Here is a 17428-nt window from a genome sequence, read left to right on the forward strand (position 1 = left end):
CCGAACCTGTATCAGCGTGGTACGGGATTGGCCGTTGCAAACTCGGCAGCCAGATGGAGGGCTGAACGTTTGCAAGGCGTCGACACAATGAGCTTTAAGGAAATGGAATGGACGATATCGACATGAGCCATCTGCGGCGGTGCGTCGAGCTGGCGACCGAAGCCGTAGACGCGGGCGACCAGCCGTTCGGCTCGATCCTTGTGTCGCGCGACGGCGAGGTGCTGTTCGAGGACCGAAACCGAACCGGCAGCGGTGATCCGACGCGTCATCCCGAGTTCGCGATCGCGCGTTGGGCCGCCGAACATCTGTCGCCGGAGGAGCGGCGACATGCCGTCGTCTATACCTCGGGCGAGCATTGCGCGATGTGCGCGGCGGCGCATGGGCTCGTGGGGATGGGAAGGATCGTCTACGCGACGTCGACGATCCAGCTGAATGAATGGCTGCGCGAATTCGGCAAGCCATCGCTCGGCATCGTGCCGCTGCGCATCACCGACGTCGTCCCCGATGCGGTCGTCACCGGCCCAGCGCCAGCGTTCGCCGACGAGGTCCGTACGCTCCACGCGCGTGCGGGCAACTGACCGAGATCGCTGATCGCGTGCGAAGAGGGGGACCCGAGAGTGACGATCGGGTATTCGAACATTCACGTTACGAACGCGGCTGGTACCCTACGGCTCTAGCAAGCCACGCATGGCCGAGCGACGTCGGCTCGGGCCTTGCGCATAGCCCCACAACGGCGCACTTCGCCGACGCAGAGTAGAGATAGCGGAGAGCCAGAATGACCGAGACCGCCGAATACACGCCGCCCAAGGTCTGGACCTGGGACAAGCAGAGCGGAGGCCGGTTCGCCAGCATCAACCGCCCGATCGCCGGCGCCACGCACGACAAGGACCTGCCGGTCGGCAAGCACCCGCTCCAGCTCTATTCGCTGGCAACGCCCAACGGCGTCAAGGTGACGGTGATGCTCGAGGAGCTGCTTGCCGCGGGTCATACGGGTGCCGAATACGACGCCTGGCTGATCAAGATCATGGACGGCGACCAGTTCGGCAGCGGCTTCGTCGCGGCCAATCCTAACTCGAAAATCCCCGCGCTGGTCGACCGCAGCGGCGCGGAGCCGATCCGCGTGTTCGAATCCGGATCGATCCTTCTCTATCTTGCCGAGAAGTTCGGCGCGTTCCTCCCGACCGATGCCGCCAAGCGCGCCGAAGTGCTGTCGTGGCTGTTCTGGCAGATGGGGGCAGGGCCGATGCTGGGGGGCGGTTTCGGGCATTTCTACGCCTATGCTCCCGTGAAGATCGAATATGCGATCGACCGTTTCGCGATGGAGGTTAAGCGCCAACTCGACGTGCTGGACCGCCGGCTGGGCGAGAGCGAGTATGTCGGTGGCGACGACTATTCGATCGCCGACATGGCGGTGTGGCCCTGGTACGGCGCGCTGGTGACGGGGCAGGTGTATGACGCCGCCGAATTCCTTCAGGTGAGCGACTACAAGAACGTCCTGCGCTGGACCGAGCTGATCGGGGCGCGTCCGGCTGTCCAGCGCGGCCGGATGGTCAACCGCGTGATGGGTGATCCCGCCAGCCAGCTTCACGAGCGCCACGATGCCGCCGACTTCGATACACGGACCCAGGACAAGCTCGACGGGGCCGCGGCGTAAATTTAGGCGCGGTGACGTAGTGCGCGGGCGGGCGCGACGTCACCCGCCCGGGCGGTAGCTGCGCTCGACGTGTCCCCTGAGGTCGTCGGGATAGAAATAGACCGGGCGCAGTCTGCCCTCGGCGTAGCGCTGCGTCTGGTCGGCGAAGTGCGGTGACGCCGGGTCGCCGCTCTGACCACCGGCCATCACCGCCATCGCCTTTACGCGCGGGCCGAACTCGACAACCGCGACGAAGCTGTTGCCGCTGGTGCCATAATAACGCTTCGTGCCCGGCCAGGGCTTGGCGCCGAACGACGCCAGGCTGCCCCATTGTGCCGAGGTGAACGGCACCGGGATCGACGCGCGCGTCGTCGAAATGCGGCTGGATAGCATCATCGAGCCGTTGGAAGCGGTTGATCTGCTGCCACGGTGTGCGCCAGTCGCCGAAGTCGCGCGTCAGGCGATCGACCGCGGCGGACAGCGCGGTAAGCTTGGCCTCGGGCGACACGCGCGCTTCGATGTAGTCGGGCACGTTCAATCGCTCGGCCTGCGCGAAGCTGCCGACCTCACGCCACAACTGGTCGCCCCAGAACACCGCCAGGCTGGTCGCGACCGAGTCGTAGCTCCAGCGGTGATCCCATTTCTTCAACAGCGCGATGGGCTCCGCGAGCGACGCCCGCCGTGGGTCGCGCGCAGGCAGCGCGTCCCAGGCCTCGACCAGTCCGGGAAGCAATCGCGCAAACGCGGGCAAATAGGAATCGAACGCCGCGGCACGCAGTGTGTCCGGTGTCCAACCGCGTTTGCCGGTCAGCAACAGGTCGGCATGGACCCCGCGCGCATTGCCGCCGACCTGATCCATATACTTCGGATAGTCCGCCGCCTTGGGGCTGTCCGGACCCGCCGCGCTCCAGGGCCAGTCGTTGGTGTTGTGCGCCCAGCCGGTCCGCGGGTTGGCGACGCTCGGCAGGCTGGCGAGCGTGTGGAGCCCGTGCCAGTCGGTCGCGGGATCGCTGCCGTCGACCGGCCGCGTATAGTCGAAACGGTCGCTGCGGATCGGCATGAACTGCGGCATCAGGAACGCGATCTCGCCCTTGTCGTTGGCGAACAGCGTGTCGTTCGACGAATTCGCCTTCCGCTCGGCGACCGCGATGTAGCTGGCGAGATCGGTCGCCTTGGTCCGCAGATAGCTTTGTTCGAGCGCGGGGACGGGTTTCCACATCAGCGCGGTCGCGATCCATCGCCCTGCCTTGATCGCGACAATCGGCCCGTGATGCGTGGCGTAGGTGGTGAAGCGCCGCTCCCCCATCGCGCTGTCGGCCCGGCGATAGCGCAGGACGACGGTGTGCGTGGTGACCGGGCGGACTTCGCTGCCGTAGCGATAGGCATAGCGCTCGCCGGTCCGCGCGATCCGTTCGGCGAACTCGTCGATATTGTCGACCGTCGCGGAGGTGTGCATCCAGCCGGCCTTGGCGTTGAAGCCCTGGTACACGAAGAACTGCCCCCAGGTGCTGGCGCCATACGCGTTCAGCCCTTCGTCGCTAGTCATCTGCGCTTCGGAGCGGAAATAGAAGCTGGTGTGCGGGTTGATCAGCAGCAGCGCGCGGCCGTTCGCGGTGAGGCGGGGTGCGATCGCGATGCCGTTAGACCCCGACGGCTCGCGCGGGATCATGCCGCGTTCCTCGGGCGAGGGCGGAGTGGGCTTGCCGTAGAACGTCTTCAGATCGCTGAGCGAGATCCGCTCGATATCCCCGCCGATGCTGCCTTCGGTGAAGCTGAGCGCCATCCATGGTTCGAACCGGGTGAGGACCTTCGGCCTGGTCTGCGGATGCGTCGCCAGATAATAGTTCAGCCCGTCCGCCCAGGCCTGCATCAGTGCCCGCAACCAGGTCGGGCTGGCGGCATATTGGTGCTTCAGGTCCGCGGGATCAACGAACAGCCGCTGGCGAAGATCGGCCCAGACCGCGTCCTCGCCGTCCGCCTCCGCGCTGCGCCCTAGCGCGGTCAGGTAATTCGCCTCGATCCGCGCGAAATCGTCTTCCGCCTGCGCATAGATCAGCCCGAACACCGCGTCCGCGTCCGATCGCCCACGGACATGCGGGATGCCCCAGTCGTCGCGCGCGATCGTGACGCGCGCAGCCTGCGCCTCCCACCGCGCCATCTCGGTCGGTGGCGCACTGGGCGCAGCCGTCAGTAGGGCCAACAGTATCACCGGATTGCGCGCACGCCGAAGGAGCTTATCCATGGTGGCAGCGTAAGGCGGGAACGAGGGAAAGACCATGCGGTGGCTGACGACGATAGTGCTGACGTCCGCGGCGGTTCTGCTCGGACCCGCAGCCGCGGTGCCGGCGTCCACTCCGCGATCGACGCTGCTGAAACCTGCGGGCGTTTTCGATGGCGCGGATGGTATCGTCCATGCAGGCTGGCAGGTGCTCGTCACGGGCGACCGGATCGTCGCAGTCGGTCCCAATCTGCCGGTGCCCAGCGATACACAGACTATCGAGCTTGCCGGCGACACGCTGATGCCCGGCATGATCGAGGGGCACGGGCATCTGCTCCTGCATCCGTATAACGAGACGAGCTGGGACGATCAGGTCCTGCACGAGCCGCTCGCGCTCCGCACCGCGCGCGCCGTTGCGAACGCAAAGGCGACGTTGCTCGCCGGCTTCACCAGCGAACGCGATCTCGGCACGGAGGGCGCCGGCTACGCGGATGTCGGGCTGAAGGCGGCGATCGACCAGGGCATCGTGCCGGGCCCGCGGCTATCGGTCGCGACGCGCGCGATCGTCGCGCTCGGCGCCTATGGTCCGAAGGGTTTCGAGCCTGGCGTCGCGGTGCCGCAGGGGGCCGAGGAAGTGTCGGGCGTCGACCAGATGGTGGCCGCGGTACGCCGCCAGATCGCGGCCGGTGCGGATTGGGTCAAGCTGTATGCCGATTATCGCTGGCGATCCGGCGAGGAGAGCCGTGCGACGTTGAGCCTCGCCGAGATGACGGCGGCGGTGGCAGCGGCGCACGATGCGGGGCGGCCGGTTGCCGTCCATGCGGCGACCGCCGAGGGTATGCGGCGCGCGGTCGCCGCGGGCGTCGATACCATCGAGCACGGCTATGGCGGTACGCCCGCGATCTTCGCAGACATGGCGACCAAGCGCATCGCGCTGTGTCCGACACTCGCCGCATCCGACGCGACCGCGCGCTATCGCGGCTGGGACGGCAGCGAACCAGCGCCACTCGCCGTCGCACTCAGTCGTTCAAGCCTCAAGCTGGCCCTCAAGGCAGGCGTCCCGATCTGCGTCGGCGGCGATGCGGGGGTATTCGCGCATGGGCAGAACGTGCGCGAGATCGAATTGCTGGTCGCGGCGGGGATGCCTCGGGCGGCGGTCTTGATGGCCGTTACCTCCGGCAACGCGCGGTCGCTTCATCTTGGCGACACGCGAGGTACGGTGAAACCTGGCTTGCTGGCCGATCTGGTTGCGGTGTCGGGCGATCCGACCGCAAATATAGCCGCGATCTCGTCGCATTCGGATGGTCATGAAGGGCGGCACCATCGTCCCGGACCCGTTCTCGCACGATGCGCAACCGCCTCGCCATCCGGCATCAGGCGGTGAATGAGCGTATGCCGTCGAAGAGGGGCAACCGCGCGGCAGATGCCGTTGAACCCTAGGAACACCATCATACCGCCGCCAACAACGTCGATATGCCAGCGTGGCGCGAAACTTATAGCCTCCGGCAAACTCGCAGCGGTTCACTCGAGATCGGGGCGAGCGGATGTCCGCCGGCCGACGAGCTGACGTTGTCGGCCTTATGCCACACCGACCTCGAAGCCCCGCGTTTGCGCCATCGTGTTTACGGCCGCGATCGACGATACTGCCAATGCATCGCCGATCAGCAGCAGCGAGGGATCGTTGTCGCTGATCGTCTCCACCAGGAACGCCAGCGCCGACAGTCGCCCGCGCAGGATACGTTCGGTCGGCAGCGAGACGTTGACCGCGACCATCACCGGTGTGTCGGGCGCGCGGCCGGCGGCGATCAGTTCGCGTGACACTTCCCCGGCGGCGGCGCGGCCCATATAAACGGCGAGTGTCGCGTCGGGCGCGGCGAGTGCGGTCCAGTCGAGATCGAGCGCTTCGCCCGCGCGGGCGTGCGCAGTGACGAAGGTGAGCTTCCGCGCAAGGCCGCGCAGCGTCAGCGACGCGCCGCCCGAGGCTGCGGCGGCGCTGGCGGCGGTGATGCCGGGGCAGATACGAACGGGGATGCCGCTGGCGGCGAGGTGATCGACCTCCTCGGTCGAGCGGCCGAAGATCGACGGGTCGCCGCCCTTGAGCCTGACGACTCGCTTGCCGGCGAGCGCTGCGCTGGCGAGCAGGACGTTGATCGAGAGCTGGTCCTTCGAATGCCGCCCCGATCGCTTGCCGACGCTGACTATCGCGGTCCCGTCAGGAATGAGCGTGAGCACGCCCGGGCCGACCAACGCGTCGTAGAAGACGATGTCGGCCGCCGCGAGCAGCCGCGCGGCCTTGCGCGTGAGGAGGTCGGGATCGCCCGGGCCGGCACCGACCAGCCAGACCGAACCGGGCGGGAAATCATGCGACATGGGCTGATCCTTGCGTGACGAGGAGTTTGGCGAGGGCGGGGCGGCACGATCCGCAATTGGTGCCGGCTTTCAGTGCCGTGCCGATGGCGAGGACGTCGGCGAGATGCTGGTCGGCGATCGCGGCGAGGATGGTCTTCAGCCCGACGTCGAAGCACGCGCAGATGATCGGGCCACGATCGACCTGCACACCCGGCGCCCGGCCAGCGAGCAAGGTGGGCGCCGCGACCGCTTTACTCAGTTGCGCGACGAGCCAGTCGCGTGGTGGGAGCCTGCCGTCGCGCGTGACGAACAGCACCGCGGTCAGTTTGCCGTTGTCGAGGATCGCGATCCGGCGTGAGCCTCGCGCGGCATCGATCGCTTCGATCCGCTGGCCCTTGGGCAGCAGCGCGTCGAGGGCAGCCGGGTCGCCGTTGCCTGTCATGTCCCAAGCCGTTCCGCACGGCACTGCGACGCGCGTCGCCCACAGGCAATCGGGGCGCGTCGCGAGTTCGCCGCGCACGACGACGAAGCCGCGCCATTCGGTTGTAACCGGCTCGATCCGCACGGGCGTCGACTTGAAGCCCGGCTGACCGGAGATCGGATCGACAAGCGGGCGCGGGAGCAGTCCGGCGCGGCCACCGGTCGCGGTGCGGTCGGTCCAGTGGATCGGCACGAACAGCTCGCCGACCCGCTGCGTCGCGATGACGCTAGCGCGGAACAGCGTGTCGTCCTGCGGTGTCGTCACGCGCGCCAGCGCGCCATCGACGATCCCGAGACGCGCCGCATCGTCAGGATGGATCTCGACCAGCGGCTCCTCGCGGTGGCGCGCGAGCTTGGGTGACAGACCGGTGCGGGTCATGGTGTGCCACTGGTCGCGATAACGCCCGGTGTTAAGCGACATCGGCCATTTCGCGAGTGGCGCGGCAAGCGGTTTCTGCGCGACCGGCACGAGGCGTGCACGTCCGTCCGGCGTCGAGAAACGGCCGTCCGCGAACGGTATGCCACCCCAGCGGAACGGGGCCATCGCGTCATAGTCGGCATTGCCCTTTGCCGCGTGACCGGGGAGCAAGAACAGCCGCGTGCCGTCGTTCTCATAAGCCGACAACCGGCAATGTTCGCGCCAGATCTCGGCCGGACGGTCGTAGGAGAACGCGGTCTTCCACCCCATCCGCCGGCCGACTTCGGAGACGATCCACCAATCGGGTTTCGCTTCACCCGGTGCGGTCATGAACGCGCGTTGGCGGCTGATCGTGCGGTCGGAATTGGTGACGGTGCCGTCCTTCTCGCCCCAGGCGGCGGCGGGCAGGCGGACATGCGCGTGGACCGAGGTATCGGTGGTTTCGACCACATCTGACACGACGACGAACGGGCAACCGGCAAGCGCCTCGCGTACGCGGCCCGCATCGGGCATCGATACCGCGGGGTTTGTCGCCATCACCCACAGCGCCTTGATCCGGCCGTTGCCGAGTTCGCGGAACAGGTCGACCGCCTTCAGCCCCGGCTTGGTCGCAATGTTGGACGCGGCCCAGAACCGGCCGACCCGCGCGACGTTCTCGGGCGCAAAATCCATGTGCGCGGCGAGTGACGACGCGAGTCCGCCGACCTCGCGCCCGCCCATCGCATTGGGCTGGCCGGTGATCGAGAAGGGCGCCGCACCGGGCTTGCCGATGCGGCCGGTCGCGAGGTGGAGGTTGGTGATCGCGTTGACCTGATCGGTGCCCGACAGCGACTGGTTCACGCCCTGGCTGAACATCGTCACGGTCTTCGGCGTCGCGGCGAACAGTTCATAGAAGCGCCGGAGGTCCTGCGGCGGAACGTCGCAGATGCGCGCCACCGACCACAGGTCGCTGCCCTCGTCGACCTGGTCCCAGAACGCATCGGGCGTCGCGACGTGCGCGGCGAGATAGTCGTAGTCGACCACGCCCGCGTCACGGCACCACGCGAGCAAGCCGTTCATCAGCGCGACGTCGGTGCCGGGTCGGATCGCGAGATGCAGATCGGCCTCGTCCGCGGTCTCGGTCCGGCGCGGGTCGATCACCACCAGCTTCGCGCCGGCATCGCAGCGCGCGCGGATGCGTTGATAGATGATCGGATGGCACCACGCGGTGTTCGATCCGACCAGCACGATCAGGTCGGCGGCGTCGAGATCGTCGTAGCTCGCGGGGACGATATCCTCGCCGAACGCGCGCATGTGGCCCGCGACCGCGCTGGCCATGCACAGCCGCGAATTGGTGTCGATGTTCGCCGAGCCGATGAAGCCCTTCATCAGCTTGTTTGCGACGTAATAGTCCTCGGTGAGCAGTTGCCCGGAGACGTAGAAGGCGACGCTGTTGGGGCCGTGCTGTGCGATCGTGTCGCGGAAGCGCTTGGCGACGAGGTCGAGCGTCTTGTCCCAGGATGCGCGGCGCTGGCCGATCATCGGGGTGAGGAGGCGACCCTCGAGCCCGATCGTCTCGCCGAGGTGGGTGCCCTTCGAACAAAGCTTGCCGGTATTGGCGGGGTGGTCGGGGTCGCCCTTGATCGTAACGGACCGCTCGCCGGTAGGAGTCGCGAGGATGCCGCAACCGACGCCGCAATACGCGCAGGTCGTGCGGATATCCTCCCCGGCACGGGGAGGGGGACCATCCGAAGGATGGTGGAGGGGGCTCCCGCAGGCGTCCCCCTTCGCGGAGTCCCTTCCGCAGGCGTCTCGCTTCGTGGAGGCCCCCTCCACCGCCTGCGGCGGTCCCCTCCCCGTGCCGGGGAGGATCACGCGGCGGCTTTCATCGTCGCGGTGCGGCAGAGCAGCACCCGTCCACCCGATACTTTCACCGGGATCACCGGCGTACATCCCTTGTCCTCGCCGAGCGCCTCTCCCGTATCCAGCGCGATCCGCCAGTTGTGCAGCGGGCACGCCACCGCGTTGCCGTGCACGATCCCCTGCGACAGTCGCCCACCCTTGTGCGGACAGCGGTCGGCCAGCGCGAACACCTTGCCGTCGCCGGTGCGGAAGACCGCGATGTCGTCGCCGCCGGTGACCTGGACCGTGCGGCTGCCGCGGACCGGGATCTCGTCGACCCAGCCGATATCGAGCCATTCGCCGATCATGCCATTTCCCTCCCGAGAAAGACGGGCGTGTCCAGAGGTGTGAAGCGCGCCATTGGCGCATGCTGCTCGCGATGCTCGCCCGCCGCGCGTGCCGCCCACGGATCGTCCTGCGTGAACTGCTGCGAGAACAGGAACCGTGCCGCCAGCGCATCGCGGCCCTCCGGATCGTCGGCGATCCGTTCGCGGATATACTCGACGCCGATCCGCTCGATCCACGGCGCGGTGCGCTCCAGATAGCGTGCCTCCTCGCGGTACAATTGGATGAACGCGGCGCAGTAATGCATCGCCTCCTCCTCGGTCGCGACCTTGCACAGGAAGTCGGTCGCGCGGACCTTGATCCCGCCATTGCCGCCGACCGACAGCTCGTAGCCGCTGTCGACGCAGACCACGCCGAAATCCTTGATCGTCGCCTCGGCGCAGTTGCGCGGACAGCCGCTGACCGCGATCTTGAACTTGTGCGGCATCCAGCTGCCCCAGGTCATCCGCTCGACCTTGACGCCGAGCCCGGTCGAATCCTGCGTTCCGAACCGGCACCAGTCCGACCCGACGCAGGTCTTCACGGTACGCAAGCTCTTGCCGTACGCATGCCCGCTGACCATCCCGGCGGCGTTGAGATCGGCCCAGACCGCGGGCAGGTCCTCCTTCTTGATCCCGAAGATGTCGAGCCGCTGGCCGCCCGTCACCTTGACCATCGGCGCATGGTATTTCTCGACGACATCGGCGATCGCGCGCAGCTCGCGCGGGTTGGTGAGCCCGCCCCACATCCGCGGCACGACAGAATAGGTGCCGTCTTTCTGGATGTTGGCATGCACGCGCTCGTTGACGTAGCGGCTCTGCTGGTCGTCCTTATAGTCGCCCGGCAACGCGCAGAGCAGGTAGTAATTGAGCGCAGGCCGGCACGACGAACACCCGTCCGGCGTCGACCAGCTCATCTTCTGCATCACTTCGGGGATCGAGCGCATGCCCTGCGCGACGATCTCGCGGCGGACGTCGTCGTGGCCGAAGCTGGTGCATTTGCACATCGTCTTCACCGAACGTTCGCCCGAATACTCGTCGCCCAGCGTGACCGCGAGCAGCGTCTCGACCAGTCTGGTGCACGATCCGCACGACGCCGACGCCTTGCAGGTCGCGCGGACCGCGTCGAGCGTCGCGTTGCCGGCGCCGATGCACGCCACGACCTTGCCCTTGGTGACGCCGTTGCAGCCGCAGATCTCCGCATCGTCGGAGAGCGCCGCAACGGCCGCCTTAGGGTCCGCAGTGGCTCCTCCCGAGGCGAAGGACTGGCCGAAGATCAGCATGTCGCGGATCGGCGCGATGTCTTCCGCCCGCTTGAGCAGGTCGAAATACCAGCCGCCGTCGGTCGTGTCGCCGTACAGCACCGCGCCGACGATCCGGTCGTCCTTGACCACGACGCGCTTGTAGATGCCGCGCGACGCATCGCGCAGGACGATGTCCTCCGCGCCTGCACCGCCCGAGAAATCGCCCGCCGAGAATACGTCGAGCCCGGCGACCTTCAACTTGGTCGAGGTCACCGATCCGCGATAGCCGCTGTGACTGTCGGTCAGCCCGTCGGCCAATGCGCGGCACATGTCCCACAGCGGCGCGACGAGGCCGTAGACGTTGCCGTCATGCTCGACGCATTCGCCGACCGCCAGGATCGACGGGTCGCTGGTGACCATGTGGTCGTCGACCTTGATCCCGCGACCGATCTCAAGACCCGCGTCACGCGCGAGGGCGACGGAGGGACGGATGCCAACCGCCATGACGACGAGGCTGGCCGGGATCAGCGTGCCGTCTTTCAGCAGCACGCCCTCGACATGGGTATCGCCGACGATCTCGGCGGTGTTCGCCTCGGTGAGGATGACCTGGCCGCGCGATTCCAGCGCCGACTTGAGCAACCAGCCCGCCGCTTCGTCGAGCTGCCGCTCCATCAGCGTCGGCATCAGGTGGATCACCGTGACCTTCATCCCGCGCAACGTGAGCCCGTGTGCTGCCTCCAGCCCGAGCAGCCCGCCGCCAATGACGACCGCGGCGCCGCCCTTGTCCGCAGCCTCCAGCATGTGGTCGACGTCCGCCATGTCGCGGAACGAGATGACGCCGGGCAGATCCTTGCCGGGGACGGGGATGATGAACGGATCGGAGCCGGTCGCGATCAGAAGCCGGTCATACGATACCGTCAGCCCCGACCGTGCGGTGACGGTCTTTGCGACGCGGTCGATCGCCTGCACCGGGTCGCTCGTCACCAGCTCTATGGTGTTTGTCGCGTACCAGGCGTGGTCGTTGATGACGATCTGCTCGAAAGTCTTCTCGCCCGCCAGCACCGGCGACAGCATGATGCGGTTGTAGTTCACGTGCGGCTCGGCACCGAAGATCGTCACGCGGTACCGGGTCGGATCGCGCGCGATCAGTTCCTCGACCGCGCGACAGCCGGCCATGCCGTTGCCGATCACGACGAGATGCTCGCGCACCTTGGAAAAGGGGGTGTCGGGGGAGGGGGTCTGGTGTTCCATCAGTTCGTCCAGTCGGGTTGGAGCCGGGAATGGGAAGGCGTCACGCGGGGAGCGCGCCGTTGACCGAGCGGTCGCTGGTGCGGCGTGCGTCGAGCGCGGCGTTGAGCAGCGCGCGCTCGTTCGATTTGTGCGTGGCGGAGAAGCGGACGGCGAGCGCGCAGACCGCGGTGCCCGCAACGACGTAGCCGAGCACGATGAGGCATTGCTGCGGGGTGGCCGACGCCTTGTTGAGGAACCCCGCCGCGACCGCGCCGATGTTGCCGCCCGCGCCGATCAGCCCGGCGACACCGCCCAGCGCCTTGCGGTCGATGAACGGCACCAGCGCATAGGTCGCGCCGCACGCCATGTGCGTGAACAGCCCGAACATCGTCATCGCCAGGATCGCGAGTGTGACGCTACCGGCATGACCGAACAGCACCAGCCCGACGCCTTCGCCGAGCATCAGCGCGAACAACAGCAGCGCGCGGCCATCGAGGCCTTTGCTGAGCGCGATCCGGTCGCTCGCGATCCCGCCGAGCGCACGGGCGAACAGCGCAAGCCCGCCGAAGATCCCTGCTGCCAGCCCCGCATTGGTCAGCGAAAGCCCGAACCGATCGACGTAATAACTGGCCGCTATGTTGTGGATGAAGATCTCCACCCCGAAACACGCGCCGTACGTCGCGGCGAGCATCCAGGTCCGGTAATTGGCGGCGGCGCGGCGGAAGATCGCCATGCCCGTCGCCTTGCCGCCATCGAGCTCGATCCCCGCCGCGCGGAGATCGACGATGTCGCCCTGCGGCGTGTCCCGTGTGTAGCGCGCATAGACGAACGCCATCGCGACCATAGCCACCCCCGGTACGAACATCGCCGCGCGCCAGCCGAAGGCGTGCTCGACGCCTAGACCGACGAGCGCCGCGACGACCAGCGGCATCAGGCTCTGCGCCGCGCCGCCGCCCGCGTTGCCCCAGCCGCCGACGGTCGCGTTGGCGGTGCCGACGACGTTGGGCGCGAACATCACGCTCGTATGATATTGCGTGATGACGAACGACGCGCCGATCGCGCCGATCGCGAGGCGGAAGAACAGGAACGTCTCGTACGTCTGCGCGAACGCCAGCCCGAACACCGGGACCGCACCGAGCAGCAGCAGCCATGTATAGGTACGGCGCGGACCGAACCGGTCGCAGAGCGGACCGACCACCAGCCGCACCAGGATCGTCACCGCGACCGCGGCGATGTTGATGTTGGCGATCTGGTCCTTGTTCAGCCCGAACTCGGTCTTGATCAGCGGCATCAACGGCGCGGCGGCGAACCACGCGAAGAAGCAGACGAAGAACGCGAGCCACGTGACGTGGAACGCGCGCATTTGCGGCGTGGCGGCGCTGAACAGGTCGATCCGCGTGGCCTTCGGTGCGGTGGTGTCGATACCCGGTGATGCGAACAACATGGTCGGTCCTCCATCTGCGATGGACAAGAGAAAAGCCGCCCCGACGGCGACCTTGCGGACGCATCGGAGCGGCTTCGTTGCCTATGGACGATCGGTCGATCGCCCTACGCGGTCAGGTCCCGTCGTTGGAACCGGTCTCGCGATGATTTCGTGTCCGACTCCAATGCCGGACTATGTGAAGATGACCGAAGCGGCCCCATCGAGCAAGCGGCATTTCGCGGGTGCAGCAGATTTGGGTTTGGCGTCCGAATTATCGTCGCCTTCCCTACCGTGTTTCCCCGCGCAGGCGGGGACCCAGACTGGGCTCCCGCCTTCGCGGGAGAACAAGGAGGTGCAGGGCCGCTTGCCGTCAGGGCAGCCCCGCCAGATATCCCTCGATATCATCCGGATCGAACGCGCGCCGATCGAAGAACGCATCGCGCCCAAGGATCAACCGCCCCTGCGTCGACCCCGCACCGATGCTGTCCGCGCCGATCGCCCCCTCCAGCTTCGAACTCGCATTGGGCAACGGCGCGCCCGACCCAGCCAGAGCCGCGCGGTACACGTCCGGGCGGAACACGCCTTGCGCGACATCCGCCTCCTCGGCCGAGAACGGCGTGCCGTCCCACCGCACCATCTGCGAATACAGCCACGCCGCCTGACTCCGCCACGGGAAGTTCGCCGCCTCGCGGTACTGGAACATGAAGTCTGGAACGTGGATCGGCACGGCATCCTTCACTAGCCGCACCCGGTCGCCTATCGCCCGCGACACCGCATCGACCGGCGCATCGAGATACTCAGGACGAGCAAGAATCGCCGCATTGGCCTCAAGAGTATCCGGATCTACAAACTGCGCAGCCGCAGCATGCAGCGCGCGGATTAGCCGGTGGACGACGTCGCCGCGCTCGACCAGCGTAGCCTCGCGCATCGTCAGCACCTTCTCGACCCCGCGCCGCCAGACCTGTGCGGTGACCAAGGCAATCCGCCCGACGCCGCGATCGACCGCGACGCCGTTCCAAGGTTCGCCGACACAGATGCCGTCGACTTCGCCGGCCGCCAGCGCATCCGCCGCGAAGGTCGGGCTGGTCGTTACGATCTCGACATCGGTATCCGGCCGGATGCCGACCGCAGCGAGCCAGTAGCGCAGCATGTAGTTATGGCTCGAATAGCGATGGACTACGCCGAACCGCAACCGTCTCCCCGCTGCTTCGCGCTCGGTTGCCACCGCCTTGAGCTGCGCACCGAGCACTACCGGATCGCCAAGCGCATCCCCGTCCATCACCTGCGCGGCGAGCGGCAACGACAACGTGATCGCATTGCCGTTCAGCCCCAGCACGAACGGCACCGCCATCGGCACCGCCGGCCGCCCACGCCCCAATGCCGTCGCGATCGCCAGCGGCGCGACCATGTGCGCGGCGTCGGTATGCCCGTACAACAGCCGATCGCGCACCGTCGCCCAAGTCATGTCGCGGACCAGCTCGATCTCCAGCCCCTCGGCCTCCGCGAACCCACGTTCGCGCGCGAGGATCGGCAGCGCCGCATCGACCAGCGGCAGGAAGCCGATGCGGACCCGGTCGAGCGCCATCACAAATCTCCCATGAGCGAGTCGCTGGTGATGATCGCGTCGGCGATCTCGGCGATCCGTCGGTTGGATCGCATCGCCTGCGCGCGGAGCAGGCCGTACGCGGTCGGCTCGTCGATCCCGCGGCGCTTCATCAGGATCGCCTTGGCGCGGTCGACCGTCGTCCGATCGGCCAGCGCACTGCGCGCTTCGTGCAACTCCGCCTGTAACCGCGCAAACGCTTGAAACCGCCGGATCGCAAGGTCGATGACCGGCTTGATCCGCTGCTTGGCCAACCCGTCGACGATATACGCCGACACCCCTGCGTCGACCGCCGCGGCGGTAGACTCCGCGTCGCTCTGGTCGACAAACATCGCGATCGGCCGCGCCAGCGCGCGCGACACCGCGAAAAACTCCTCGAGCACGTCGCGACTGGGATTTTCGAGGTTGATCAGCACCACCTCGGGCGCGGCCTTCTCGAGCGCCGCGACCATCCCCAACGTCCCGTCGATCACGACGATATCGTCGAGCCCCGCTTCGCGTAGGCCATCAGAGATGATTGCCGCTCGCGTGGTGCTCGTGTCGATGATCGCGATCCGCATGCCATCGTCTTATGCAGTACCGTTTCCGATGGCGAGGGCGCATCGGTCCAGTTCAGCCAACGCCAAGCGGCATTTCACCACCTATCCGATGACGACCATCGACCCTCCCGTCGCCAAGCACGCTGAGATCAATCCCATCCAGCGAAATGAACCGCTCCCGCTCGCGGCGACCATCGCGGCGGCCGGGGCCCTATCCGGTTACGCGTACGGGCCATGCCTGTTGCAAAAGCCGTGATCGTCCGACCGGCCTCGCCGAGCACACAAGCAGAATTTTCTCATTCTAAAGCGCAATCGACTGTCAAATCCTACCATTCCGATAGATATTCGATTTCCAACTGGAGGTGGCGATGCAGCGAGATGATCTCAGCGAAGCGGTACAGTGGCGGACGGTGCTCGTCGCAGCCGCGATATACAGCAGTTGGTTTGTCGTGACGGCGTTTCATGCCGTCCTTCTGTGGCCCTTGCTCGTCCTTGTCGGTGGCTGGTTGCTTGCCTGGCATGGATCGTTGCAGCACGAGACGATTCATGGACACCCGACGCGCAATCGCTCGATCAACGACGCGATCGGGTCTGTGCCCCTGTCGCTCTGGCTACCCTACCGGCTCTACCGTCGCAGCCACCGCGCCCATCACGCGGCGGAGGTCATCACCGATCCCCAGCATGATCCCGAGTCCCGGTATCGTAGCGCGACCGATGGTATGGGAGCAGTATGTGGCAGGCTGCAATCGACGCTGCTCGGGCAGATGGTCTTCGGCCCGCCGATCCTAATTCTGCGTTTTCTTGCCGGGGAAGGGCGCCGTGCGATCCACCAACCGGCGCTGGTGGTTCGCGACTGGCTACCGCATCTCGCGGCGGTCATGGCGGTGCTCTGGTGGCTGGATCATGTCGGGCTGAGCGTCATCCGGTATGTCTTGACCTTCGTCTATCCCGGCATGGCATTGACGATGCTGCGGTCTTACGCCGAACATCGAGCAGATCTCGCAAGTCCCGGTCGAGCGGCGAGCGTGGAGGAGGGCGGCCTGTTGGCGCTGCTATTTCTCAACAATAATCTGCATGCGGCGCATCATGAGCGCCCGGCGCTCGCCTGGCATGACTTGCCGGCCTATCATCAAATCCACCGAGCACGGTTTGCCGCACACGGCGCCCCGATCTACCGGGGATATGGCGAGATCGTGCGACGGTTCGCGTTCCATTCGCATGACGACATGATCCATCCATCGCACCGGATACCGTTATCGTGACCCATCGGATTGCTTCGCTGGGCATGTACGATCATCCAGCACAAAGGAACGCCAACGATCAGCTCTGGACCGCGATCGCGCGCCTGCTACGCGAGCGGGGCGTGGAGGACGTGCCGCCCCACCTCGATCGGACGCAAGACGTCCAGGCGACCTGGCGCGATCCTCGGCTCTTATTGGCGCAGGCCTGTGGCTATCCGCTGGCCGTAGATACGACGCTGGCACTCCGGATGGTCGCACTTCCGGTCTACGATGCGCCGGGCTGCGTCGGCGCGACGCACACCAGCGTCCTTGTCGCGCGCGCAAATGAGGACCGGGTGTCGATCGAGGCGTTTCGCGGCACCCGCGCGGCGATCAACGATGCACACTCCAATACCGGCATGAATCTGTTTCGGGCGACGCTGGCGCCGATCGCGGGGCGTTCATCGGCAACCGGCGGCTTTTCCAAACCGTGATCGCGACGGGATCGCATCGTGGCAGCATCGTCGCGGTCGGTGCGGCGGATGCGGACATCGCCGCGATCGACTGTGTCACCTACGCGGCAATCGCCCGGTTCGAGCCCGAACTGACTGCGCGGCTGCGGATCCTCATGAGCAGTCCGGTGTCGCCCACGTTGCCGTTCGTGACCGCCGCCTCGACCAGCGCCGCCACGGTCGCCGCGCTCGAATTCGCCCTTAGGCACGTCATGCTCGATCCGGAACTGGCCGCCGTACGGGCATGTCTGTTCCTGGCGGGCACCGCGCCAGCCGACGAAGCCATTTCGGTACCAATAATGAGGCTCCAGTCAAATGCCGCACGCGCCGGATACCCGGACGTGCGCTGAGCCCA

The 17428-nt window shown here is 66.8% G+C and carries 12 protein-coding genes and 2 pseudogenes; 6 read left to right on the forward strand and 8 right to left on the reverse strand.

From position 1 onward, the window contains the following. Positions 1 to 107 precede the first annotated feature (107 nt). Together QP164_RS04365 and yghU are read left to right on the forward strand one after the other, a co-directional pair. The gene (locus QP164_RS04365) at positions 108 to 578 is read left to right on the forward strand and encodes a nucleoside deaminase (RefSeq protein ID WP_333922276.1); all 471 of its coding nucleotides are present in this window, start codon (positions 108 to 110) and stop codon (positions 576 to 578) included. A 197-nt stretch (positions 579 to 775) separates the two neighbouring features. Further along, positions 776 to 1654 carry a glutathione-dependent disulfide-bond oxidoreductase gene (gene yghU, locus QP164_RS04370; RefSeq protein WP_333922277.1) on the forward strand — a complete coding sequence of 293 codons (879 nt, stop codon included), beginning with the start codon at positions 776 to 778 and terminating at the stop codon, positions 1652 to 1654. A 39-nt stretch (positions 1655 to 1693) separates the two neighbouring features. On the opposite strand, the pseudogene QP164_RS04375 reads toward yghU, so the two are convergent. Beyond that, positions 1694 to 3875, reverse strand: a pseudogene (locus QP164_RS04375) (penicillin acylase family protein). A gap of 34 nt (positions 3876 to 3909) precedes the next feature. On the opposite strand from QP164_RS04375, the pseudogene QP164_RS04380 reads away from it, so the two are divergent. Then, positions 3910 to 5239 (forward strand): annotated as a pseudogene (locus QP164_RS04380) (amidohydrolase family protein). A 190-nt stretch (positions 5240 to 5429) separates the two neighbouring features. Here the strand turns inward: QP164_RS04380 and cobA are convergent. The 7 genes from cobA to QP164_RS04415 all read right to left on the reverse strand — a co-directional run bounded on the left by cobA (position 5430) and on the right by QP164_RS04415 (position 15362). Next, on the reverse strand, positions 5430 to 6221 hold the full coding sequence (gene cobA / locus QP164_RS04385; RefSeq protein ID WP_333922278.1) for a uroporphyrinogen-III C-methyltransferase: 792 nt from the start codon (positions 6219 to 6221) through the stop codon (positions 5430 to 5432). Then, complete coding sequence (locus QP164_RS04390; protein WP_333922279.1) at positions 6211 to 9030, reverse strand: molybdopterin-dependent oxidoreductase; 2820 nt, start codon at positions 9028 to 9030, stop codon at positions 6211 to 6213. The genes cobA and QP164_RS04390 overlap by 11 nt, the downstream gene beginning before the upstream one ends. Continuing rightward, positions 8949 to 9287 carry a nitrite reductase small subunit NirD gene (nirD, locus tag QP164_RS04395; RefSeq protein WP_333922280.1) on the reverse strand — a complete coding sequence of 113 codons (339 nt, stop codon included), beginning with the start codon at positions 9285 to 9287 and terminating at the stop codon, positions 8949 to 8951. The genes QP164_RS04390 and nirD overlap by 82 nt, the downstream gene beginning before the upstream one ends. After that, the gene (gene nirB, locus QP164_RS04400; RefSeq protein WP_333922281.1) at positions 9284 to 11797 is read right to left on the reverse strand and encodes a nitrite reductase large subunit NirB; all 2514 of its coding nucleotides are present in this window, start codon (positions 11795 to 11797) and stop codon (positions 9284 to 9286) included. The genes nirD and nirB overlap by 4 nt, the downstream gene beginning before the upstream one ends. 40 nt (positions 11798 to 11837) lie before the next feature. Further along, complete coding sequence (locus QP164_RS04405) at positions 11838 to 13220, reverse strand: MFS transporter (RefSeq protein WP_333922282.1); 1383 nt, start codon at positions 13218 to 13220, stop codon at positions 11838 to 11840. Positions 13221 to 13569: 349 nt separating this feature from the next. After that, positions 13570 to 14784, reverse strand: a complete 1215-nt coding sequence (locus QP164_RS04410; protein ID WP_333922283.1) for a CmpA/NrtA family ABC transporter substrate-binding protein — start codon at positions 14782 to 14784, stop codon at positions 13570 to 13572. Then, complete coding sequence (locus tag QP164_RS04415) at positions 14784 to 15362, reverse strand: ANTAR domain-containing response regulator (RefSeq protein ID WP_333922284.1); 579 nt, start codon at positions 15360 to 15362, stop codon at positions 14784 to 14786. The genes QP164_RS04410 and QP164_RS04415 overlap by 1 nt, the downstream gene beginning before the upstream one ends. Before the next feature lie 347 nt (positions 15363 to 15709). On the opposite strand from QP164_RS04415, the gene QP164_RS04420 reads away from it, so the two are divergent. The 3 genes from QP164_RS04420 to QP164_RS04430 are packed head-to-tail and all read left to right on the forward strand — an operon-like array spanning position 15710 to position 17423. Further along, positions 15710 to 16603, forward strand: coding sequence for a fatty acid desaturase (locus tag QP164_RS04420; RefSeq protein ID WP_333922285.1), 894 nt, complete (start codon positions 15710 to 15712; stop codon positions 16601 to 16603). After that, on the forward strand, positions 16600 to 17055 hold the full coding sequence (locus QP164_RS04425; protein ID WP_333922286.1) for a hypothetical protein: 456 nt from the start codon (positions 16600 to 16602) through the stop codon (positions 17053 to 17055). Before QP164_RS04420 ends, QP164_RS04425 begins: the two co-directional genes overlap by 4 nt. Next, positions 17052 to 17423 carry a PhnD/SsuA/transferrin family substrate-binding protein gene (locus QP164_RS04430; RefSeq protein ID WP_333922287.1) on the forward strand — a complete coding sequence of 124 codons (372 nt, stop codon included), beginning with the start codon at positions 17052 to 17054 and terminating at the stop codon, positions 17421 to 17423. The genes QP164_RS04425 and QP164_RS04430 overlap by 4 nt, the downstream gene beginning before the upstream one ends. Positions 17424 to 17428: the final 5 nt, after the last annotated feature.

It is taken from the genome of Sphingomonas sp. LR59 (assembly GCF_036855945.1).
In the GTDB taxonomy this organism is placed as follows: domain Bacteria; phylum Pseudomonadota; class Alphaproteobacteria; order Sphingomonadales; family Sphingomonadaceae; genus Sphingomonas.

Excerpts from the sequence above, each read along its gene's own strand:
- QP164_RS04365 (WP_333922276.1), top strand. The coding sequence starts at position 108 with ATGGACGATATCGACATGAGCCATCTGCGGCGGTGCGTCGAGCTGGCG.
- yghU (WP_333922277.1), top strand. The coding sequence starts at position 776 with ATGACCGAGACCGCCGAATACACGCCGCCCAAGGTCTGGACCTGGGAC.
- cobA (WP_333922278.1), bottom strand. The coding sequence starts at position 6,221 with ATGTCGCATGATTTCCCGCCCGGTTCGGTCTGGCTGGTCGGTGCCGGC.
- QP164_RS04390 (WP_333922279.1), bottom strand. The coding sequence starts at position 9,030 with ATGTACGCCGGTGATCCCGGTGAAAGTATCGGGTGGACGGGTGCTGCT.
- nirD (WP_333922280.1), bottom strand. The coding sequence starts at position 9,287 with ATGATCGGCGAATGGCTCGATATCGGCTGGGTCGACGAGATCCCGGTC.
- nirB (WP_333922281.1), bottom strand. The coding sequence starts at position 11,797 with ATGGAACACCAGACCCCCTCCCCCGACACCCCCTTTTCCAAGGTGCGC.
- QP164_RS04405 (WP_333922282.1), bottom strand. The coding sequence starts at position 13,220 with ATGTTGTTCGCATCACCGGGTATCGACACCACCGCACCGAAGGCCACG.
- QP164_RS04410 (WP_333922283.1), bottom strand. The coding sequence starts at position 14,784 with ATGGCGCTCGACCGGGTCCGCATCGGCTTCCTGCCGCTGGTCGATGCG.
- QP164_RS04415 (WP_333922284.1), bottom strand. The coding sequence starts at position 15,362 with ATGCGGATCGCGATCATCGACACGAGCACCACGCGAGCGGCAATCATC.
- QP164_RS04420 (WP_333922285.1), top strand. The coding sequence starts at position 15,710 with ATGCAGCGAGATGATCTCAGCGAAGCGGTACAGTGGCGGACGGTGCTC.